Genomic DNA, 23,510 nt, shown 5'->3' on the forward strand with positions numbered 1-23,510 from the left:
CCTCCTAACCAACAAGCTGATAATAAATTCTCCTTGCTTGTTCAATGGAATCGGTCCCATGAATGAAGGTCCGGCCATCTTTGAAAATAACAACCCGTAAATCTTCATATTGCAGCGAAAGCAGAAATTCATTCACATTGACTTGTCCAAGTCTTGTAAGCTTGCTTGCAAGAACCGGTAAAATAACGTCACGCTTCGCCCTGATTTGTACAGTGTTTCTTCCACAGAGCACTTCTGTTTTTGTTCTTTCATCATAACTTAACGCTGGGTATGCCGGAGTTGCGCCGCACGTAGGACAATCCGCTTTTTTTGCCCGGTCCACCTTAATCGTCTGATACTGATTGGACCAGAGATCAAACATGACAAGCCCAGTTCTCAAAGCCTTTTCATCTTCTACGAGCAGCTTTAATGCTTCAGCTGATTGGTGGGCAACAACCATTTGCACGGCCGGAGCGATGATTCCAACTGAATCGCATGTCGCACCTGTCATTGTTGTCGTATTTAAAATACAGGCTAGACATGGAGTCTCACCAGGTAAAATCGTATAGCTCATTCCCGTACTGCCAACGACAGAGCCGAATATCCATGGAAGCTTATATTTATGGATTAAATCATTCATGATGAAACGAATGTCAAAGTTATCGGTCGCATCAATGACAAGATCCACATTTTGAAGAAGCGGCGCAATCTCCTCTCCAGTTATATCGAGAATATGGGAAGCAATTTCCACTTCCGGATTAATCGCTTCCAATTTTTCTTTGGCTGCCATCACCTTTGGAATTTGATTTTCAGCATCTTTTTCCGTAAAGAGTTGTTGGCGCTGGAGGTTACTTAGCTCCACGTAATCGCGGTCGATGATTGTCAGCTTACCAATACCGGAACGGACAAGATTAGCCGCATTCGCTGTTCCTAGGGCCCCGCAACCAATAATGAGAACATGTTTTTGATTGATTTTTTCTTGCCCGGATTCTCCAATCGGTTTAAATAAAGCTTGTCGTGAATATCGTTCATTCATCGCTACATTTCCTTTCTTTTCTGGAAATCCATTTTAACCACCGATATAAGACATCTCGATTTTTTTCTTGTTTTTTGCCGTTTGTTCTGTTCGTTCATCCGAATAACGATCTGTTCGTTTGCCCCAGATTGACGCAATTGTTTCTTTAATCTTTCCGTTATCTGGTTCGGAACGGACAAGCTCCTTCAAGTCATAACCACTGGAAGCAAATAAACATGTATAAAGTTTTCCATCCGCCGCAATCCGAGCCCTTGTACAAGTTGAACAGAATGACTCGGATACGGAAGTAATAAAACCGACTTCTTTATTTGTTCCTTTGTAGCGATAACGCTGTGCCACTTCCCCGAGGTAATCCGGATTGACTTGTTCGACTTCAAAATGCTGCGTAAGCTTATTAAGAATTTCTTTTTTCGTTACAACTTTACTGAAATCCCAGCCATTCGTCGTACCTACATCCATGAACTCAATAAATCGCAGCGTAACTCCTTTTTCTTTCAAAAACTTCGCCATCGGAATAATTTCCTGTTCATTCATGCCTTTTTTAACAACCATGTTCACTTTCACATGTAAACCAACTTCTAGCGCTTTATCGATTCCTTTAAGCACTCGTTCGGTACTTACTCCACTATCATTGATTGTTTGGAACGTTTCATTATCAAGGGCATCCAGGCTTACATTAATTCGTTTCAAACCTGCATCTTTAATTGCTTCCGCTTTATTCGGAAGCAGGGAAGCGTTCGTCGTTAACGCAATATCCTCGAGTCCATCAATTCCACTTAATTGTTCAATCAGCTGTGGGAGATCCCTTCTTAGGAGCGGTTCACCACCGGTCAGCCTGATTTTATTCACTCCTAGCTCGACAAACGCAGTTGCAAGCCTCGTAATTTCATCATTACTAAGTAAATGATCCTTTGGTAAAAAAGCATAATCCGGTCCAAATATTTCCCTTGGCATACAGTATGTACACCGGAAATTACAGCGGTCTGTAACGGAAATACGTAAATCTTGAAGTGGTCTGCCAAATTTATCGGTAATATGCGCCATGAAATCTCTCCCTTCCAATTAATCGGGTACTGTTTTCAAGTTGCCGTTCTTTTCCGTTTTCTTATTTTTCATTATAAGCCTTATAGTAGATAATATCGAACAGTTTGTATTATCAACTATGATACATGTTACTTTTTAGTGAACTACTCATCGCTTTCATTCAGCGTAAATAATTTGCACATATCTCCTGAAATACTCTCTAATCGTCGTTCAGTTTCCCGGTGGACGGATGCGCATCCTAGGGCACTACTAGAGCTCCTCGGGCTGCCGCCCTGTGGGGTCTCCAGGCTCGTACTGTTCCCGCAGGAGTCACCGTCCACCAGGCAACTGAACTGGTAGAGATGATTATTATTAATAGCATTTATTCCAGTGCCAATTCACGATAAAATTATATCTTTGGAATAATAAACAGTGATCTAAATTTGACCTTTCCTGGTAGCAGTCCAGACACCTCGAGACTCCTGTTGGAGGATAGGCCTGGCGAGACCCCTTAGTGCTCAGCGCGAGGAGGTTTGCCGGCCGCTCAGCAGGTGCGAGAGGTGTCTGGACTGCGGACCTCCAGTAGAGAGTTTCGGTTTCGGATACTTACGCTGAATGAAAGCGTTCTGCTGTTAGGGATGAGAAAGTTGGGTTAAGTATAAGATGAAAAAACGGGTTAATCAGGGGATTTCCTTGATTAACCCGTTTAAACATTATTTACTTACAATATATGCTTCACCAAGAATGCGAAATTCATTAGAAAAAATGGAACCTAAAGATTTTATAAAACCTGCCATACCTAATCTGCTAGCGGAGATACACAATAAATAAGAACAAAGTATAAGCAAACTGGTGAACAGGATCAACCCTGATTCACCAGTTTTTTCTGTTCTACTTAATGTATTTCAAGCATAGTCTATAAAGAGGTTAAATATAACCTATGCCAACAGAAGATAGGAGGCGGATAAATGAGTCTGACGAAAAAGATTTTAATCGCCCTTGTTCTCGGTGTGATTGCAGGTATTATTTTAACGTTCATTCCTGAGAGCGTTTTCTCCCCACTTGATATGTATTTGTTAACTCCTGTTGGTCAATTGTTCATTAATCTGATTATGATGCTCGTTATCCCAATTGTATTTGTTTCGATTGTCCTTGGTACCGCTGGTCTTAGTGAGCCTGCAAAGTTAGGTAGAATCGGAATTCAGACGATTAGCTTTTTTCTTATTACGACGGCGATTGCTTTATGCATCAGTTTGGCTCTCTCCTTTATGATCAAGCCGGGTACAGAAGGTGTCTTTGATGTTAATATGGCAGAATATGAAGCAGCTGAGGCTCCACCTATAATGGAGACAATCATTAATATTATTCCTACAAACCCAGTATCCTCTATGTCTGCTGGGGATATGCTGCAAATAATTGCATTTGCTATTTTCATTGGGATTGCTCTTGCCTTCCTCAAAGATAAAACACAAGGGATTCAACGGTTATTCGTACAGGCGAATGATATTCTTATGTTTCTTGTTAATCTTGTCATGAAAGCTGCTCCGTATGGTGCATTTGCTCTCATAGCCTCAGCTATTGGTGGCGGAGGTCTTGACGCAATCGGATCAATGGGGGCTTATATGGGGACTGTTATTTTGGGCTTATTTGTTCATGGTGCCATTGTATATAGTCTCGCCATTTGGGTGCTCGGAAAAGCCAATCCTTGGACGTTCTATAAAGGTTTTTTCCCGGCAATGTCTGTCGCTTTTAGTACATCAAGCTCCAATGCGACATTACCGATTTCTATGAAATCTGCTCAGGAAAATCTTGGAGTAAGTAAGAGTATTAGTAGTTTTGTTCAGCCGCTTGGCGCTACAATCAATATGGACGGAACAGCTATTATGCAAGCAACAGCTGCAGTTTTCATTGCTCAAGTGTATGCGATTAATCTTGGGTTTGCGGAAATGATTATGATAATTCTTACTGCAACACTTGCAAGTATTGGTACGGCTGGGGTTCCTGGTGTTGGGCTTATTATGCTTGCGATGGTCCTTTCCCAAATCGGGCTCCCGGTTGAAGGCATCGCGCTTATCATCGGAATCGACCGCTTACTAGATATGCTGCGTACAGCAGTCAATATTACAGGTGATGCAGCCTGTGCATATATTATTTCTGAGAATGAAAAACGTAGGAAAGCCTAGATAAAATGAAACTTCAATCAGTCGGTTTTTACAAACGCTAACACCGGGATAAATGAATGGGACATTGGGGTCAGAGCCAATGTCCCATTCTTATTTGGGACAAATGCTCTGACCCCAATGTTCCAGTGTTAGATAATTTCGTTCAATTCGTCTTGAATTTTGGTCAGTTCTTTTACGAGGACAGGCATCATTTTATTTATATTATTGGTAACGGTTGATACCGCTACCCCATATTCTCTTGCAAGTTCAGCTTTTGGCAAATCTTCGTCATAATTCGCATTATATACAATGAATTCAATTGCAGCAGCAAATCCCTCTGGTTTTTTAATCTTCGGTTGTGCCGCTTCTGTGTATAATTTCCAAATTACGATTGCCATATCAAAAAAGTGATCGGAAACTGCACCATTCATCTTCATACGCTCGGCCGCAATTTTAATAACATCTCCATAAAGCGGGTCTGCCCACTCAATATTAAAAACCTCATTCAATTGTACATCTATTCTCGACTTCACTAATATGTCTGGATAATTTTCGATGAAGGCTTTATCATTCATTTGGTAGATTTCATGTTTAGGATCGTATAACATTTCCGAATTAACGACTGGTGTGAGAATGAGCATATAACTATAGTGATGGATGGAGGGGAACAATATTCCGATAAATACTTCATCGATATCAATGTCTTGTTCCGTATTCATTAGCGTATGTATTTCCTTGCTTCTCCGGTCTTTAAGTGTGACAGATGTCTCCGCAACATCTATAACTTCATAGACGGACGGGATGATTGCTTTCCAGCTTTCAAATATCTTCCTGACATTCTCATATTTGATACTATATCTCACTCTCCGATAAAATTCTTCAAATAGAGTATGTCCATTCCAGTATTGCTGATAAAGAATCGCCCATTCTAAAAGGCCATACATAATGACTTCAATAGCTTCTTCATCATCAATATTATATTTGCGCGCTTCAAAAGCAGCTAAATCAGACAATTCATTTTCATATTCTAACCAGGCAAAGCTTAAAAGATCGGCTTCTAGCCGTTCCAATTCATTTTCATAACGGCTCGTATCCATTTGAATGACATTAGATTTTGCTGCCCCGTGGCAAACTTTATATGCTTTTCCACTTCCACACGGACAAAATTTATCTTCTCGGACATTTACCATGAACACCACCCCTTTAGTAGCACTATATCACATAATTATGAACATTATCACGCCTAATTTCAAGCGGGACATTGGGGTCAGAGGCATATAAGGCTTCCTGCAAGTGTCTCAATTCATCATTTGTATGGAACTTTCCAAATCTGTCATAACCTAAGTCAATTGCCACGAAATATCAGATATTCAAGTGATTTATATCACTCTAGAGTGAAGCATCTCTTGGCATAATAAAGATGACAGGAGGTTAAAGACCTTCTATCAAATAAACGACGAGGGAAAGGATTATGCCTCGGAATCGGGATTATGATGTTAACATCTTTATTTCTCATATCAGAAGCCCGCTTTTTTCCAAGTGAATTAGGTTTTCAAGCGCTGCTTTTATCCATTTATGATATGAATATTTATTTAATCCCTCTATTTGCCTTGTTTCTCGCATCCTTTTCGATTTATCAGGAAAAGGAACTTAAAACAAATATGATCTTACTCACAAAGAAAGAATCTTATTTCAGCTTTCTTTGGAATAAGACGATTGCCATTCAGCTTGTGATTATTTCAACTTTCTTTATTGCTTATCTGATTCTGGCAATATTTATGAAGGTATTCGTTGGTTTTGAGTTTTATAGTTTTCTCGTATTCATTCTTGTCCTAGGTATTTTACTTCTAATTTTTAATCAAATTGGGATTTTCCTTGGCTCTATTGCCCGGTCAAAAATGCAACTCGTTAGTGCCAACATCTTAATTTGGTTTTTCTTAATCTTCCTTTTGGGCCTTGTATTTTTATATGTCCTGCCAGCTGTTGACTATCATAACGTTACATTGTTTGCCTGGTTTTACTTTCTTGACCCGCTGCATACGTTGCGATTCTTACTGGAGGTCGAGCTAGGATTGTTCAGTCTAATCAATCTTTCTCACCTCGTCCGTGATTTCGTCATGATGAGCCCATGGTTGTTATTACTGATGAATTTACTCATCTGGCCCGGATTATTTTTCTTGTTCGCCCTATTTAGCAGAAGGATTGGTGATCGCCATGATTAAGATTCAAAACTTAAATCAACGTTGCTTTAATAAGGAAGTTTTATAGAAAGTAAATCTGACCGTTGAAAAGAATGAACGCTGTGCCCTTGTCGGGAGAAATGGTGCCGGAAAATCTACCCTCATCCGCACGATGCTCGGTTTACAAACATATCAAGAAGGCTCCAGCTACTTGCATGGGAAATCGAATAAAAAAGGAGATTGGAAAAAGTTTGTCTCCTATTTACCTGAGAAATTTCAACTTTATCCGAATCTGACAGGAAAAGAGAACATGGAATTTTTCGCAGCGGTCAGCAGTAAAAAGATTGATGAAGCAAGAATAGAAGAGAAATTGAAGCTTGTCTCCTTATGGGGTGACCATGATAAATATAGCCGCGAGTATTCAAAAGGGATGCTGCAACGTCTCGGCTTAGCAATTATTCTCTATTTTGACAGTGACATCATCATTTTGGATGAACCGACGAGCGGACTCGATCCAGTTGGCCGGAACAAGATTTTAAATATTATAAAAGGACTGGAAAACAAAACAATCTTCATGGCATCCCATCATTTTGAAGAAATAAAAAAGGTATGTACCCATGTCGCTTATATGGATGATGGCAAGATTACTAAGTACACGATGGATGAATTTATGGAACATCATTTAAAGGATGCAACATAATGAAAAAAATATTATGGATCATCATAACCGGATTATGCTTCCTTGCAGCTTGTGGTGGAAGTGACATTGATTTCTCAGTCGATAATTCTCCTCACTATGTAACAGACGGGGAAACAGAAATTATTATTATGGTAGAGGATAATGGAGAGGCCGTATCTGGTATGACCATCGCGGGAAGCTTGGAGATGGCAAAAATGGACCATGGCGTTATTGAAGCAAACTTCACCGATAATGGAGATGGCAGTTATACTGCGAATGTTGATTTACCGATGGGTGGGGAATGGATTATGGAAACCGAAACAGAGTTGGATGGTAAAGTTTATGAAGAAACGATAACGTTTAATGTGAGTGAAGGATGATGAGAGTAAAATGGCCGCTCGTTCTTGGACTGCTTATGCTCATCGTTTTAGGCGCCTGTGCCAAGGAATTGACAAGTGCAGTAGAACAACCAGATAACGATATTCAATCCAATGAGGTCGAGTCAGTCGCTACAATTGAAGGGAAAACTTTTGATACAGAGGATTTAGCATTCTACACCTTTATGGAACAGATTGAAGTAGAGGCGAACCGGTATCGTGACTGGGAGGGTTTAGCCGCTGATACAGCAGCGGAGCGGGACTTGTTCTGGGGTGAACAAGCAGCTTATCTGGAAAATATTAATGTCCAATTACAGAACATGATAGAAATATATGCCATTCGCCTCCTTGCAGAAGAGAAACATTACGATGTCCCGATGGAAAAACTCGATGCAGCTGTCAGCCAGTTTAAAGATTCCAAAGCGGAAATTGATACCGTTCAGGCAATGATCCAAGAATACGGTGAAACGAAACTCAACCGCAACATTCAAGACTATATGCGCAGTTCTTTATTGCGTGACCGGGTCGTAAATGACTTATTGCAAGCAATCCAAACTGAAAAACCTGAACAAACCGAACAGGAACAAAGCTACCAGCTACAACAAGACTACGAAGAACTACTCATCGACCAAATGAACACCCTCGAAATTGAAATACATGTGAAATAGATTTTTGGGACAGAGGGTCAGAGCGAGGCTGCTGAAAAAGTACACTAATTTCAAGCGAATGGAAACCGATTCCCAAATTTCATGTAAAATAACCTATGAAAGTGGGGAATAAATACCTGTTTTCACTCGATTTTGGTTATCAAAGTGGGAAAAATAATTTCCAAAATATGTTTTTCAGCAGCCTCGGTCAGAGCATCTGTCCCATATTCTCATTAAAACTTTACAATTATTCTGGAATAGTCTCCTGAGGCTAATAAATCAAAGCCTACGTTGATTTCTTCTAGCGCGATTGTTTTTGCATGCAGTTTATCGACCGGTAAGCGACCCTGTTTAAATAGCTCGATAAAATTAGGAATATCCCGCTTCGGTACACAACTGCCGACATAAGAGCCTTTTAATGTTTTCTCTTCCGCAGTCAAGGTGACATATGGAAATGAAAACTCATGCTCCGGATGCGGCAGACCCGTTGTAACTGTTGTGCCACCTCTCCTTGTAATTGCATAGGCAACATCTAAAGCTGGAACGGCCCCAGCCGTTTCAAAAACATAATCCAATCCGCCACCGGTTGCCGATTTAATTTCATCTATAACTTGATTAGATTTCGAATTGAAAACATCTGTAGCTCCAAGTTCTTTTGCTTTTTCTAACTTTTTGTCATTTATATCGATCGCAACGACACGGCTCGCTCCAGCTGCAACAGCACCTAATAAAGCACTTAATCCAATACCGCCAAGGCCAACAACTCCGACCGTACTCCCTAGTTTAATATGGGCTGTATTGATAACCGCACCGACTCCTGTAATAACTGCACAACCGAATAAAGCTAATTTTTCAAACGGAATATCTTTATTCACTTTAACAAGAGAGTTCTGTGAAAGAACGATATGCTCAGAAAAAGCTGATACACCAACATGATGATGAACCGTCTCTTCCCCGTGATGAAGCCGGATTCCTCCTCCGATTAATGTACCATCCCCATTGGACTTTGCACCAGGTTCGCATAGAGCAGGTCGACCTTCCATGCAAGGTACACAGTGACCACAACTTGGGACAAATACACAGACCACATGGTCTCCAGGCTCCAAGTCTGTCACCCCTTCACCAACCTCTTTCACAACTCCAGCAGCTTCATGGCCGAGCGCCATCGGCAATGGTCGGGGCCTGCTTCCATCAACCACGGATAAGTCGGAATGGCAGAGACTTGCAGCTTTTATTTCGACTAACACTTCACCAAGTTGCGGTGCGCCTAATTTCAATGTTTCAATTTTAATTGGTTGACTGTCCGCATATGGTGTTGTTGCCGCTGATTCTCTTAGTACGGCTGATTTAACTTCCATTTTTATATCCCCTCTCTAACTCTTTAAGTTTATCCCTATAAATTTAATTGCCGTCATATCATCAATCGCATACTTGATTCCTTCCTTACCGATCCCACTATTTTTCACACCGCCGTAAGGAATGTGATCATAGCGGCGGACGGACACTTCATTTATCCAAACTCCACCTGTGTCAATGGCATCCGCTACCCGAAAGGCACGATAAATATCTTTTGTAAATACTCCCGCATGTAAACCGAATTCCGAATCATTCGCAGAAGCAATCACTTCCTCTTCTGTTTCAAAAGGCAAAATACTTACGATTGGAGCAAACACTTCCGCACAGACTACTTTCATATCCGGGTCGACATCCGTAATGACTGTTGGTTCCACTACTGCCCCATCTCTTTTCCCACCTATAGCAACCTTCGCTCCTTGTCCCACAGCCTCGTTTATCCAGGACTCGGCACGAATTGCCGCATCTTCAGTAATCATTGGACCAAAGGATGTTCCCTCATCAAGCGGATTACCAGTTTTCAATTTCTGAAGCTCTGTAACTAACCTCTTCACGAATGCATCATGGATACTTCTTTCCACATAGACCCGTTGTGCGGAAACACAAGCCTGCCCAGCAAATGTATATCCTCCCATCGCTATTGCTTGCGTGGCCTGTTCCACATCCGCATCCGCAAAAATAATATTAGGTGCATTCGAACCGAGTTCAAGGGTCACTCTCTTTCTTGGTGCCATTTCCTTAATCATCCAGCCGACTTTTCCGCTCCCAGTGAATGTTACTTTTCTTACTTTGGGATGCGTGACGAGTGGTTCGACTAACTCCTGCCCTGGTCCCATCAGGATATTTAATGCCCCCTTTGGCAAGCCTGCCTCTTCTAATAATTGATAAAGCAGAACTGATGAAAATGGCGTTTTTTCCGCGGGCTTTAAAACAACTGTATTTCCTGTGGCAATTGCTGGTGCTACCTTATGCAAGACAAGGTTCAAAGGAAAGTTAAATGGAGTAATCGCCGCAATGACACCTAGAGGGATTCTTTTTGTAACCCCCATTTGGTTCTCTCCGCCGATTGCGCTATCAAGAGAAATCTGTTCACCATAGATTGATTTTGCCCCCTCTGATGCAAACCGGAGAACTTGTACCGCCCGTGTCACTTCTCCCCTGCTTTCCTGAATCGGTTTCCCTGCTTCAAGCGAAAGCATTTCAGCAAATTTTTGAGCCCTTTTTTCAAGAAGATCTGCTGTTTTCCGCAAGATTTCCGACCGCTCGTAAGCGGGCATGTGCTTCATCGTTTCATGGAAAACTTTGTCCGCATTTAAAATCGCTTTTTCCACATCATCCACTAACGCAGGAGATATTTTCCCTATCACTTCCTGATTATACGGATTCAGTACTTTTAGATTACGATGATTATATTTTATTTCTTCACCTCCGATATAAGAGCCGGCATGTAATGTTTCTGTTTGAAGCATGTATGTTTCACTCCTTCATTTTAATCTATGAAAGCAATATAGCCTCATTCATTAAGATAATGAGGCTATTCTCCTTTATCAATTTACTCATAGAATCCTTCCGTCGATTTAATAAATTCCCTGAACTGAGCTGAGTCGTGTCCAAACCATACTTGGGAGTTCGTGCGCTCTGCATACTTTTTGATTTTCTCAACGGCATTTAAATATCCGATGGAGTCATAAATGATGCCAGGAATCTTTGCAGGTGGACCATAGTTCTCAGCTGAATAGACAGCGTCAGATGCTAAAATAATTCCTCCTGTACCCGGTAATTCTACATGCAGGCCGATTAACCCCCATGCATGCCCTGGACCAAAATTAAGGATTTTCACGCCATCTGCCAGTTCCAGCTCATCTTCATGAGGCATGACCGTTTTCCAGTTAAGATCATTTTCTATCCATTTATTCACATCAGCCCAAATATAGGCGCCCATATCTTTCGTCATGGCATACTGCTTCATCGTATTCGCAAGTTCGGTATCATGAACGATAATCGTTGCTTCCGTGAACATTTCCAAACAGCCGGCATGGTCTAAATGAAGATGGGAAGCAACAACATATTTAATATCCTTTGGACCGACACCGAGTTGTTCCAAACGGTTGATCAAATAACACGATTCATCCTGAAAGGACGGGAACATTTTTTGAACACCTTCTGGCCATCTGCCCTCTTCCCCCATACCTTCCGGGTTACAGCCTGTGTCAAATAAAATTTTGCCTTCTGGATGGTCAATCAATACGGCATAAACTGGAAATTCTACAAATTCTGCTGGCACGTTCGGCTGATCCACACTTGCTGGGTTATGCATTGCTACCATATAATTCTTATCCATCTTCATCGTGCCAGTGTCAAGTACATACAATTTCGTGTTACTCATCTTCTCAACCTCCATTAATTCATTTTTATTTGCAAACCCTTTTTGAAAAGGATGTTCACACCATAACGATAGAAGCTCGTGTCACTTCCCTAGCAGCTGATTTATCCAGTGCAGACGTAATATCCTTAAGTTCGAACTCCGCATCCAACATTTTCTCGAATGGGTATTTCTCAATATTTTTAGAGAGAAATTCCAATGACTTATGCAGATACCATGGGTTATAGCGGACAACCGGAATGATTTGAATCGACTTTCTCGTCAGTAATCCTGGATCGAATGCAACGGTTTTTCCAGGTGTAATGTTACCAATTGTGATATATTTTCCGCCTGACCGGATATAGTGAATTCCTTCTGCAAAAGCTGCGGGAACACCGGCAACTTCCAATCCGACATGCGCCCCGTTTCCGTTTGTCAGCGCTAAAACCTTTTCCTGTCTTTCTTCCATTGTTTTATGTTCACTTAAATTCAATACATGATCTGCTCCGAATTGTTTTGCCTGTTGTAACCGACTTTCCACATGATCCATCGCAATAACCGTAGCTCCTTTTTCTTTAGCAACAGCCATTGCATTTAACCCAAGTCCCCCCGCTCCTTGAATGACAATTGTCTGGTTATACGTCACATTTACTTTATCAAGTCCAAAGTATACTTGTGATAAAGCACAATTGGCACTTGCTGCAGCTATGTCGGGAACATTATCCGGTACCTTATAAAAATATTGGTTTGGATGGATATAATAATGGGTTGCAAATGTCCCGTGGAAATGTGGTGCAACTTCCGGCTCCAAATTCCAAAAATCATATGCATGTTCACATAAATGAAAATGCCCTTCTAGACATGGTGTACATTTCCTGCAAGTTAAATAGTATGCTGAAACGATTCGGTCCCCTTTCTCGATTGGATTCCCTGCAAAATCAGTTGTCACCCCTTCACCAACATCATGTAATGCTCCAATCATTTCATGCCCCAGTACACCTTGCCTTTTCGTCGGATGAAGTCCTTTCCATATATGCAATTCAGAACCACATACATTCGACCGAAGCACCTTCACAACAACCGCCCCAGGACCTGGCTTTGGAATCGGATATTCCTGAAATTCAAGCTTTTCTGGTGTCGTCATCATTGCCACTGTTCCTTTTTCTTGAGCGTTCATTCTCTCACCCCTTTGTTGTAAACGCTATCCATTAACTGGATAAGAACTTATATGGAAAATCTAGCAGCCAATGAAGTAACATCAGCTACTAACCTATTCCTTGAATTGTTTCACACCTGCTTCATACTGATCCCCGCCATAAATATCATGAATGACAATCGCAGGAAAATGTTCAATCGTCATTTTCCGAATTGCTTCCGTCGCGAGATCTGCATAAGCAATCACTTCAACTTCTTTTATCGCCTTTGAAATAAGTGCAGCTGAGCCACCAACCGCGGCAAAATAAACAGCCTCCTGTTCAATAATTGCCTGCTTTACTTCTTCATTACGATATCCCTTCCCGATCATTCCCTTTAAGCCCATCTCAAGAAGCTTCGGCGTATATTTATCCATACGACCACTTGTCGTCGGGCCCGCTGAACCAATGACTTGTCCAGGTTTTGCTGGGGTTGGGCCGACATAATAAATGACCTGCCCCTGGATATCAATCGGTAAATCGCCACCTTGTTCGATCGTTTCAAACATCCGCTTATGGGCTGCATCCCTTGCCGTATAAACTGTTCCGGATAAATGGACGCGGTCGCCTGCCCGCAAATCTTTAATTGTCTCTCTTTCCAGTGGCAATGTGATATTTTTTGCCAAAAACAATCCCCCCGCTTTCTCTATAATACTACCTGTTTATGTCTGCTCGCATGACAATTAAGATTGACCGCTACTGGAAGGGAGGCGATATGACAAGCTTCCACTTCAATCTTCACATCAAGGGCCGTGGTCGAACCACCCATCCCTTGGGGTCCGATTCCAAGACGATTAATTTCAGCCATTAAGTCCTCTTCCAAGTCTGCCACTTCTGCTTCCCTGTGCCTTTCTCCAATCGGACGGAACAATGATTTCTTTGCTAAATAAGCGCAGCGTTCAAAGTTCCCGCCAATTCCGATACCGACGACGAGTGGTGGACAGGCGTTTGGCCCAGCGACTTTCACGACATCGAGAATATATTGCTTGATTCCTTCTAATCCGTCAGACGGTTTCAGCATTTTCAAATCACTCATATTCTCAGCACCACCGCCTTTAGCTGTCATATGTAGTGTGAGTGAGTCTCCTGCAACATATTCAATATGGACAATTGCCGGAGTATTATCTCCTGTATTCTTCCTGCCGAGCGGATCTTTCACGATCGAATGACGTAAATGACCCGCCTCATATCCTTCTCGAACTCCTTCATTTATCGCATCTGTTAAAGTACCGCCTGCAATAAGGCATTCCTGGCCCATTTCCACAATAAACACGGCCGTTCCTGTATCTTGACACATCGGCATATATTCCTTTACAGCAACTTCGGCATTTTCCATAAGCTGCTCAATCACAACTCGCCCGGTTTCCGATTTCTCTGTTCGAAGTGCTTGCTGGAAGGCATTCATTACATCCTCGCCAAGCTCCACATTTGCTTCTTGGCACAGTATGCTCACCTGTTCCACGATATCGTTATATTGAATAATCCGCAAAATCCCACTTCCCTCTTTTAAATCGTTGGTCGCTTCAAATAAAATGTTCCAAATGCTTTCGCAACGAGCTCCTCCTTATCATTAAATATCTCACACTCGGTAACAGATGTCGTATTCCCGAGATGAAGAATCGACGGTACCGCACGTAAATAAGCACCTGTTCCGGCTTTAATAAAATTCATTTTCAATTCCAATGTAAAAACGTTAATCTCTTCAGGTAACTGTTTGATCAGATAAAAGCCGATTGCGATATCCGCAAGGCTGAAAACTGCCCCTCCTTGAGCTACTCCGTACGTGTTCTCTGTCTGTTTGCCGAGCTTCATTGTAAATAAATCAGCTTCTTGATTAATTTCTAAAAACTTTCCTAAGTAATGATTAAAAGGCTTTTCTTCCTTTGTAAATAAAGCGTCAAGAAACTTCTCGGCATGATCTAATTCTGTTTCCGATAACTGCTCTAACTTTGTCGTGATTCTGTCTAGCTTCATCCCATTCTCTAAATTCACCAACACGTCCATCCCCGATTCTATTTTATCTTCGTTCCAGCAAATGCTTCCAATAATTCTGGAAGCTGATTTAGTTTTTCCAGTTGTAAAACCTGTTCGGCAAAATCTGCTGGATTCACTTCGGTCACGTTCTTTGCTAGTTTCATAAATTTCTCCTGCAAATCCTCAGTTGTTACCGGGTTTTCCGGATCTCCTTTTGGGAAATCTGTCTTTTTCGTCCAAACTTCTCCTGTTGTCAATTTTATTTCAATTATGGCGCCCCATTGATCAGGATATGCCTGATCAATTTCCGGTTCTGTAAGGAGCTCCACTTTTTCCATTAAAGAACGGATTTCTTCATCCCAAAGAGCTTCTTCCGTAAATTGATCGAGCCCACCTTGCCCTTTCAACAAGGCAAGCGCTGTACAAAACTGCAAGCTGAATTTCCCTGCATAAATCGTATCCGGTTGATGATTATCCGTAATATTTATCGCTACTTGATATGTTTTCACGGTTATCTTTTCAATCGTGTCTGGATGAATAAATCCATTTTCCTTCACCAACTCAATCGCAAGATCCATCGCGTGGTGGGTGTGACGACAAGATGCATGGATTTTGAAGGAGTTTTCCATTATTTTAAATGTCTTACCAAGTCCGTCTGTAAGTTTAGGAATCTTATAATCTTTACTCATCGCCTCGAAGAATCCTCGTCTTCCCTCCAGAATTTCATTTGCGCCAGTAAAGCCTTTTTCAGCAAGCAAGGCACTGATGACACCGTTCATCGCTGCCTTCCCGGGATGAAGTTGTTTCGACATCGCACCGTCTTCAATAAACTCCCATAATCCAGCCGCTTGGGTACCAGCACTGCCTAAAGCGTGTACGATTGCATCTTCGTCCAAATCCAATAATTTCGTTGCAGCGGCGGTAGCACCAAATGTTCCGCAAGTCGCTGTATTATGCCAGTAATAATAGTGAGACGGACTAACGACTTCTCCAATTCGAAATGCTACTTCATAACCGACGACGACTGCTGTAATCAACTGTTTTCCTGATAACCTTTTCCATTCTCCGATTGCAAGTGCCGCTGGAATAACAACTGTCGCTGCGTGAAGAATCGACCCCTTATGCACGTCATCGAGCTCGGAAACATGGCTCGCAGCACCATTCACGAAAGCAGCATTCGTGACCGATGATTTCCCGCCGGTTACTAATGTTGCTTGGTTCTCTCCGCCTAGTTCCCTCACCATTTCATCAATCATTTGCACTGGCTTCGTATCAACGCCTGAGAAAGCGGATCCAAAATAATCGAGAATACATCGTTTTGTAAACTGGATAACTTCTTCAGGCAGGTCTTCATACGTTGTAGAAATAATATAGGTTGCTAGTCTTCCACTTAATTTCTCCAAGCTTGCTTCCCCCTTCTACTTCAGGAAATCATCCGTTTTTCATTATCATTTGTAAATATTTAGATAATTCATTAAGTAAAAGTATATTGTATCCAATATCCAATGTCAACTAAAAAAAGAAGTTATTTAAGGTTAAATTTCATATCTTATTATTATGGCCAGAATCCAAGCCAACGCCACCACGTAAACGCGACAAGCAGTGTAATAATCGTCGTTACAACGGTTGCAATGATTCCCGGCAAATAAAAATCACGCTGTTTTATTAATCCTGTGCCATGAATCACAACGTTCGGCATGGTTTCCACAACTAATATATAACCGAACAACATCGTAACGGATGAGGCAAAAGATATGACAACTGGATCAATGCCTACTTGCACCGATAAACCGATGAGAACAGGAGTGAGTGTAACTACAGCTGTTGAAACATTCGTTACCCCGAGATGGTAAATTTGCGATAAAATAACGACTAAACAAATGGCTATCCATGGATTGCTGAAAGCTTGCTGTACAATATCAGCAGTAAATAATCCTGCCAGTAAATCGATTGCCCCTGTTTCAATCAATACAAACCCTAAAGATAACGTCGCACCAATGAGCAGCACCAAATCAAAGTTCACGTCGACTATTTTGTTCCATTTGACAACGCCAATTCTTGGGAATGCCAGGAGTACAACCGCAAAGAGTGCAGGGATGGTTGGATGATATCCATGAATTGGCTGGGTCATCCATAGAATTACGGTAAGCGTCAGGATGAGCAGACATTTAATTTCCTTATTGGAAAACCTCCCCAAATCTTTCTGCTTCTCTTTCATTTCCTTTTGCAAATCACAAAATGAATATTCCTCTGGTGGATAGCAGAACCAGACAATGATTGGAATGGTAATAATCAAGAGCATCCAAATCGGTAAAGCATAGATGAACCAATTAAGATAAGACAAAGACGTGCCAAGATAGGATTGTAAAATTTCAATCGTAAGGATATTTCCGATTGCAGCCGTTAAAATCGCTGTACCACTTATATTTCCCGCAAAAGCAGTCCCGATCAGCATCAGCTTACTGAAGTTACTTCCCCTACCTGCACCTACTACTTGCAATATGGAAATAACCACCGGCGTTATGAGCTGTGCTCTTACCGCAGTAGCCGGAATAAAGAAAGCCTGCAGCTGCATGAGTAAAAACATCCCGGTAAAAATCCCTTTTGCTGACTTCCCCCATTTTGCAAGAATCGCATAGGTGACCCGTTCCATTAACGGTGTCGCATTGACCGCTTTTGCAATCATCATTCCCGAAATGATTAAAAAGACCGCGGAAGATGCAAATCCGCTTAAAGCTGTATCAATTGTAGTCCCATTTAAAAAGAGCAACAATACAAGTGTAAGAACAGAGGTCATGCCAAGAGGGATTGGTTCCATCGCCCAAAGTACGAGTCCATAAGCCATGACAGAAATTGCAACACGAGCGTTCCAATCTACATGAGCAGGGATAAAATAAAGCAGTGCAAGAAACAGCAATGTCGCAGTTATAAACGCAATCGCTCGCTTCGTAAATAATATTTTTTTACCTACTTGAACCCAAGGTGTTTTTCGTTTCATTATTCATCCTACTTTTCCGAATATTTCCGCACACCCCCATCTTAAATGGTTTTGAACCGTACGTCAAAATGAAAAAAGCAAAAAATAGGTCAATCAAAGCCTAAGCTTTAAATGACCTATTTCACTAACAACCTAGTATCATTTCCGCATTTCTTACGCGATCTTCCGTCGGAGGCTCAATCCCCTCTAACGGATAATCCGTTCCAAGTGCTTCATACTTATAAACTCCAAGCTTATGATAAGGCAACACTTCAATTTTTTCCACATTCGGCAATGTATCGATGAAGCTTCTTAGTGCATGTAAATCTTCATCAAAGTCGCTTCGTTCCGGTACAAGCACATGCCTCACCCAGACAGGAACTTCTTTTTCCTTCAAATGATTCGCAAAGGCTAAAATATGTTCATTCGATAAACCGGTCAATGTTTTATGTTTTTCCGCATTGATTTGTTTCAAATCGAGTAAAACAAGATCCGTTAACTCAAGTAATTCATCCAATGTTTCTAAATAATGTGGAGAAGAACTGAATAAGCCGCCAGACGTATCAATCGTTGTATGAATTCCATATTTCTTTAGTTCCTTAAATAAATGAATCAAAAATTTGCATTGTAACAAGGGTTCGCCGCCGCTTACCGTGACTCCCCCTCCTGAAGCTTGGAAAAAAGGGAGATAGTCGAGAATATCGTCCACTAATTCCTGGACCGTCATCATTTTTCCGTCACTCATTTTCCATGTATCCGGATTGTGACAGAACTGACAACGGAGCGGACAGCCTTGTGTAAATATGATATAACGCAGTCCTGGCCCATCTACCGTTCCAAACGTTTCGACTGAATGAATTCTTCCTTGCATATTACTACCTCCCTTTAATTTCGCTTCTCTACTTTTTACCTTTATCTCGGTGTAACCGTCCGTAAAACTCCCACCTCAAAACTTCAGGTCATCCAAGAAAGTTTAGGTGAGATAACGAACGGTTTCACCCCGATTCGTTCAACTAACAATCCGTGAAGGATAAAGAAAAACCCCCACAGATTGAAGTTTCACTTTATCTGCTCTCATGAAATGTTCGGTTAATTACTTCAATTTGCTGTTCTCTTGTCAGCTTAATAAAGTTAACCGCATAACCGGATACACGGATGGTGAGCTGCGGATATTGCTCTGGATGATCCATCGCATCGAGCAATGTTTCTCTGTCAAATACGTTCACATTCAAGTGGTGGCCTCCCTTATTCGCATACCCATCCAGCATTGCGACAAGGTTCATGACACGTGCATCTTCATCTTTACCTAATGATTTCGGTACGATAGAAAATGTATTACTAATGCCATCAAGTGAATCTTCATAAGGTAACTTCGCAACGGAAAGCAGTGATGCTAGTGCACCATTCTTATCTCTGCCATGCATTGGGTTCGCACCCGGCGCAAAGGCTTCTCCTGCTTTTCTGCCATCTGGTGTATTACCAGTTTTCTTCCCGTATACGACATTAGATGTAATCGTCAGTACGGATTGGGTTGGCACCGCATCCCGGTATGTTTTGTAGTGCTTGATTTTTTCCATAAATGTTTTCACAAGATAAACCGCAATATCATCAACACGGTCGTCGTTATTTCCGTATTTCGGGAAATCTCCTTCAATTTCATAATCGACAACAAGTCCTGCTTCATTACGGATTGTTTTCACCTTTGCATGCTTAATTGCACTTAAAGAGTCGGCTGCAACGGATAAACCTGCAATCCCGCAAGCCATCGTCCGTAAAACTTCTTTATCATGTAATGCCATTTCAATCCGTTCATAGCTGTATTTATCATGCATGAAATGAATCATATTTAGTGTATTTACATAAATCTTCGCAAGCCATTCCATCATATCATCATATTTTTCCATGACTTCATCATAATCCAAATACTCCGCTTCGATTGGAGCATACGCCGGAGCAACTTGCACTTCGGATACTTCATCCTTCCCGCCGTTAACCGCATAAAGGAGTGCTTTCGCTAAGTTAGCCCGGGCACCGAAGAATTGCATTTGTTTCCCGATTGCCATTGCAGATACACAGCAGGCAATTCCATAATCATCGCCATAAATTGGACGCATAATATCGTCGTTCTCATATTGGATTGCACTTGATTTGATTGACATCTTCGCACAATATTTCTTGAAGTTTTCCGGTAATTGCTCAGACCAAAGGACAGTTAAGTTCGGCTCTGGTGCTGGTCCAAGATTATCTAACGTATGCAAGAAACGGAAAGAACTTTTTGTAACGAGTGGTCTTCCATCATTGGCAATCCCGCCGATGGATTCCGTCACCCATGTCGGATCCCCACTGAACAATTCATTATAATCCGGGGTTCTTGAGAATTTAACAATTCGCAGTTTCATAACGAAATGGTCGACTAACTCTTGTGCTTCTTCCTCTGTCAGAATTCCATTTTCCAAATCACGATTGATATAAATATCCAGGAATGTAGAAACCCTACCTAAACTCATAGCAGCACCGTTTTGTTCTTTAATTGCTGCAAGATAACCGAAATATAACCATTGGAAAGCTTCTTCGGCATTAGTTGCCGGCTCCGAAATGTCAAAACCATAGCTTTCAGCAAGCTGTTTTAATTCATGTAATGCACGGATTTGCTCATTAATCTCTTCCCGGTCTCTGATAACTTCTTCACTCATCATGCCGTTTGCACCAACTGTACGAAGCTGCTCCTGCTTATCCTCGATTAAACGATCGACCCCGTACAATGCAACCCGGCGGTAGTCGCCGATAATTCGTCCGCGTCCGTATGCATCTGGAAGTCCTGTAATAATACCAGCTCTTCTTGCTGCACGGATTTCAGGAGTGTAGGCATCAAATACTCCTTGATTATGGGTTTTGCGATACGCTGTGAAGATATGCTGTACTTCCTTATCCACCTCGAATCCATAAGCATTGGCTGCGTCAACCGCCATTCGGATTCCTCCAAAAGGCTGAAGAGACCGCTTGAACGGAGCATCGGTTTGGACACCGATTATCTTTTCTTTTGATTGATCCAAATATCCAGGACCATGTGACGTTATCGTGGAGACAACTTTCGTATCCATATCGTATACTCCACCATTTTTTCGTTCTTTACTTGTTAATTCCATCACATGATTCCATAACTCAACTGTTGACTTTGTTGGTCCTGTTAAGAAACTATCATCTTCTGCGTAGGGGGTAAAGTTGTTCACAATAAAGTCGCGCACATCGATTTCAGTTTCCCACTTTCCACCGGTAAATTGAAGCTTTTCCTTAGTTTCAGTTGCCATTTTCATCAACCTCCTGAATTGGTGTTTATCATTACTTATTTTTAGTAAAGATAAAATGATCAACGTTTCAATTGTTCATTATTTCACATTCAATCACATGCTCATTATATCACATGAAAGTATGATTTGGGACTGTATTTGCGTGAAAATGTGACGAAATGGAGAAATTTAGAAGTATAGCTACCTTTCAAAAACGAGTCAATCTGATTAAATACCTGATTGACTCGTTTTTGAATTTATTGAAACTATCCGGCGGCTTGTTGACGATTGTTTGCATTCGTATTCTTATTGATATACTTTTGAATCAAAATTATTCCTATAATCAATGCTAATCCAATTAAGTCTGTAAACAGCCCCGAAATCATAAATAAAAGAGATGCAGCTAATAGGATGACGCGACTATACCAACTTGCAGTCTTTCTAAAGAACCACCCTTGAACTGCCGATGCTAAAATGTACACGCCGATAACAGCAGTAAATATAGCTAAAACAGTAGAAGCTGCTGATCCTCCTTCTAAGATTAATTCTGGACTGAAGAAGAACATAAATGGAACGATAAACGCAGCTAAACCAAGCTGAAAGGCCTTGACTCCCGTTTTCATCGGATCTGTCCCAGCTATTCCCGCAGCTGCAAATGCCGCTAAAGCAACTGGAGGGGTAATAGCAGATATAACGGCAAAATAGAATACAAATAAATGTGCCATTAAGGGATCTAATCCCATATTGATTAATCCTGGAGCGACTGCAGAAGCTGCAACTGCATAAGCTGCTGTAGTTGGCATCCCCATCCCTAATATGATTGCAATCGCCATAGCAAACACTAATGCCAGTAACATATTATTATCCGCTATGGATAATAATAATGAACTAAACCGCTGACCGACACCTGTAAGAGCAATTACGCCAACAATGATCCCAGCACAGGCAACAATCGCAATCAGCTGCAAGGCGTTTTTCATCCCAAGCTCTAAAGCGAGCAGAATATCTTTTAATCCCATACGCGTTTTCTTATTAAACAAGCTTATTACAAAACTTGCAATAATTCCTATCGTCCCTGCCATAATAACCGATCTCCCCATCACGAGCAATACGATTAAAAGGAGAACTGGGATAAATAAATATGCTTGTTTTAATATTTGTTTCCGATCTGGCAGCAGTTTGCGCGGTATTCCTTTCAAATTTGATTTCAATGCTTGAAAATCAACCATAAAATAAACAGAGATGAAATATAAAACAGCCGGTATCGTTGCGGCGATAATAATTTCAGAGTACTTAATCCCTGTTATTTCAGCCATCAAGAACGCTCCAGCCCCCATAATCGGAGGTAATATTTGTCCACCTGAAGAGGCAGTCGCTTCCGTTGCAGCAGCAAATCTCGATGGATAACCTGTCTTCTTCATCAATGGAATCGTTAGAGAACCTGTCGCTACAACGTTTCCTGCCGAAGTTCCGTTAATCATTCCCATTAATGCAGAGGAAATAACAGCAACTTTCGCTGGTCCACCGCGCATATTCCCTGCAAGTGAAAATGCCACGTTCATAAAATATTGCCCGACACCAGACATCTGTAGAAAGGCGCCAAATATAATAAACAGAATGATATACTTAGATGATACGTCTGTTGTAACTCCGAACACACCATCCAAGCCATATACATATGTGACGAATCGTTCAAGCGAATATCCATTATGATTTAAAATCCCTGGTAAATAGGGTCCCATGAAAACATAGGCAATAAATACAAACGCGAGAATTGGTAATGTCCACCCGCTAGTCCTTCGTGTAAATTCAATGACGAGCAATAATCCGATTAATGCGACGTAGAAATCTAAGGTTGTTGGTGTAACTCCAAAGCGGAATACAAGCTGGTCAAGATTCGCATAAATATAATAACCGATGTAAATCGAAGCGATGATTAAGATCCAGTCAATAATCGGGATTTTATTCGATTTCGTCCGCCAGCCCGGATAAAGCATGATTCCCAGGATTGTCCCAAATACTAAGTGAGTGCTGCGAAAAACCCATGGATCGATTGGGTTAAGATTTAAAATATAGAGATGGAAAAGTGCTCCGGCGATTGCGATTACCATGAAGACATAACGGGTCCAGCCAGTTAAATTCCGCATATTAGAAGACGTTTCAAGTGCTTCTTCATCAACGGTCGTATCAATTTTGCCATCTTCTATGATATTCGGATCATTTTCAAGCTTTGCTGTGATTCCGTTGTTTTCTTTTTTCTCCATTTTCCTCCTCCTCTAAT

The 23,510-nt window shown here is 41.4% G+C and carries 20 protein-coding genes; 5 read left to right on the top strand and 15 right to left on the bottom strand.

The window, feature by feature from the left end; all coding sequences use genetic code 11:
• Positions 1–4: 4 nt before the first annotated feature.
• Both L3V42_RS00935 and moaA read right to left on the bottom strand, forming a co-directional pair.
• Entirely contained in the window at positions 5–1,015 is a 1,011-nt protein-coding gene (locus L3V42_RS00935) for a MoeB/ThiF family adenylyltransferase (RefSeq protein ID WP_238471015.1), read from the bottom strand.
• 33 nt (positions 1,016–1,048) lie between these two features.
• A complete protein-coding gene (moaA, locus tag L3V42_RS00940) occupies positions 1,049–2,059 on the bottom strand; it encodes a GTP 3',8-cyclase MoaA (protein WP_238471016.1) in 1,011 nt (336 codons plus the stop codon).
• A 947-nt stretch (positions 2,060–3,006) separates the two neighbouring features.
• On the opposite strand from moaA, the gene L3V42_RS00945 reads away from it, so the two are divergent.
• The gene (locus L3V42_RS00945; RefSeq protein ID WP_238471017.1) at positions 3,007–4,221 is read left to right on the top strand and encodes a dicarboxylate/amino acid:cation symporter; all 1,215 of its coding nucleotides are present in this window, start codon (positions 3,007–3,009) and stop codon (positions 4,219–4,221) included.
• 128 nt (positions 4,222–4,349) lie between these two features.
• Here the strand turns inward: L3V42_RS00945 and L3V42_RS00950 are convergent, their stop codons facing one another.
• Positions 4,350–5,390: an SEC-C domain-containing protein gene (locus tag L3V42_RS00950; protein ID WP_235763497.1), complete on the bottom strand. Its 1,041-nt coding sequence runs from the start codon at positions 5,388–5,390 to the stop codon at positions 4,350–4,352.
• A gap of 300 nt (positions 5,391–5,690) precedes the next feature.
• Between L3V42_RS00950 and L3V42_RS00955 the strand changes: the two genes are divergently transcribed.
• The 4 genes from L3V42_RS00955 to L3V42_RS00970 are packed head-to-tail and all read left to right on the top strand — an operon-like array spanning position 5,691 to position 8,104.
• Complete coding sequence (locus L3V42_RS00955) at positions 5,691–6,422, top strand: ABC transporter permease subunit (RefSeq protein ID WP_238471018.1); 732 nt, start codon at positions 5,691–5,693, stop codon at positions 6,420–6,422.
• A 55-nt stretch (positions 6,423–6,477) separates the two neighbouring features.
• Positions 6,478–7,080, top strand: coding sequence for an ABC transporter ATP-binding protein (locus L3V42_RS00960; protein WP_238471437.1), 603 nt, complete (start codon positions 6,478–6,480; stop codon positions 7,078–7,080).
• The gene (locus tag L3V42_RS00965) at positions 7,080–7,439 is read left to right on the top strand and encodes a FixH family protein (RefSeq protein ID WP_238471019.1); all 360 of its coding nucleotides are present in this window, start codon (positions 7,080–7,082) and stop codon (positions 7,437–7,439) included. The genes L3V42_RS00960 and L3V42_RS00965 overlap by 1 nt, the downstream gene beginning before the upstream one ends.
• Complete coding sequence (locus L3V42_RS00970; protein WP_238471020.1) at positions 7,439–8,104, top strand: hypothetical protein; 666 nt, start codon at positions 7,439–7,441, stop codon at positions 8,102–8,104. Before L3V42_RS00965 ends, L3V42_RS00970 begins: the two co-directional genes overlap by 1 nt.
• Positions 8,105–8,316: 212 nt before the next feature.
• Here L3V42_RS00970 and L3V42_RS00975 read toward each other — a convergent pair whose 3' ends face one another.
• From L3V42_RS00975 to L3V42_RS01030, 12 genes are all read right to left on the bottom strand, one after another.
• Positions 8,317–9,441: a zinc-dependent alcohol dehydrogenase family protein gene (locus tag L3V42_RS00975; RefSeq protein ID WP_235763491.1), complete on the bottom strand. Its 1,125-nt coding sequence runs from the start codon at positions 9,439–9,441 to the stop codon at positions 8,317–8,319.
• 15 nt (positions 9,442–9,456) lie between these two features.
• Complete coding sequence (locus tag L3V42_RS00980; RefSeq protein ID WP_235763490.1) at positions 9,457–10,905, bottom strand: aldehyde dehydrogenase family protein; 1,449 nt, start codon at positions 10,903–10,905, stop codon at positions 9,457–9,459.
• Positions 10,906–10,988: 83 nt separating this feature from the next.
• Entirely contained in the window at positions 10,989–11,822 is an 834-nt protein-coding gene (ahlS, locus tag L3V42_RS00985) for an AhlS family quorum-quenching N-acyl homoserine lactonase (protein ID WP_235763489.1), read from the bottom strand.
• Positions 11,823–11,877: 55 nt separating this feature from the next.
• Positions 11,878–12,975, bottom strand: a complete 1,098-nt coding sequence (locus L3V42_RS00990) for a zinc-binding dehydrogenase (protein WP_238471021.1) — start codon at positions 12,973–12,975, stop codon at positions 11,878–11,880.
• Between the two features lie 93 nt (positions 12,976–13,068).
• Complete coding sequence (locus L3V42_RS00995) at positions 13,069–13,617, bottom strand: Fe-S-containing hydro-lyase (RefSeq protein WP_238471022.1); 549 nt, start codon at positions 13,615–13,617, stop codon at positions 13,069–13,071.
• A 20-nt stretch (positions 13,618–13,637) separates the two neighbouring features.
• Positions 13,638–14,480, bottom strand: coding sequence for a fumarate hydratase (locus L3V42_RS01000; protein ID WP_238471023.1), 843 nt, complete (start codon positions 14,478–14,480; stop codon positions 13,638–13,640).
• A 17-nt stretch (positions 14,481–14,497) separates the two neighbouring features.
• On the bottom strand, positions 14,498–14,983 hold the full coding sequence (locus tag L3V42_RS01005; protein WP_238471024.1) for a PaaI family thioesterase: 486 nt from the start codon (positions 14,981–14,983) through the stop codon (positions 14,498–14,500).
• Between the two features lie 20 nt (positions 14,984–15,003).
• Positions 15,004–16,368: an MmgE/PrpD family protein gene (locus L3V42_RS01010; protein ID WP_238471025.1), complete on the bottom strand. Its 1,365-nt coding sequence runs from the start codon at positions 16,366–16,368 to the stop codon at positions 15,004–15,006.
• A gap of 152 nt (positions 16,369–16,520) precedes the next feature.
• Entirely contained in the window at positions 16,521–17,963 is a 1,443-nt protein-coding gene (locus L3V42_RS01015) for an SLC13 family permease (protein ID WP_238471026.1), read from the bottom strand.
• Between the two features lie 124 nt (positions 17,964–18,087).
• Positions 18,088–18,813, bottom strand: a complete 726-nt coding sequence (gene pflA, locus L3V42_RS01020; protein WP_235763482.1) for a pyruvate formate-lyase-activating protein — start codon at positions 18,811–18,813, stop codon at positions 18,088–18,090.
• 193 nt (positions 18,814–19,006) lie between these two features.
• A complete protein-coding gene (gene pflB / locus L3V42_RS01025) occupies positions 19,007–21,250 on the bottom strand; it encodes a formate C-acetyltransferase (RefSeq protein ID WP_439651875.1) in 2,244 nt (747 codons plus the stop codon).
• 245 nt (positions 21,251–21,495) lie between these two features.
• Complete coding sequence (locus tag L3V42_RS01030) at positions 21,496–23,493, bottom strand: TRAP transporter permease (protein WP_238471028.1); 1,998 nt, start codon at positions 23,491–23,493, stop codon at positions 21,496–21,498.
• Positions 23,494–23,510 lie beyond the last annotated feature (17 nt).

The organism is Oceanobacillus alkalisoli (assembly GCF_022213125.1).
GTDB classification, from domain to species: Bacteria; Bacillota; Bacilli; order Bacillales; family Amphibacillaceae; genus Oceanobacillus; species Oceanobacillus alkalisoli.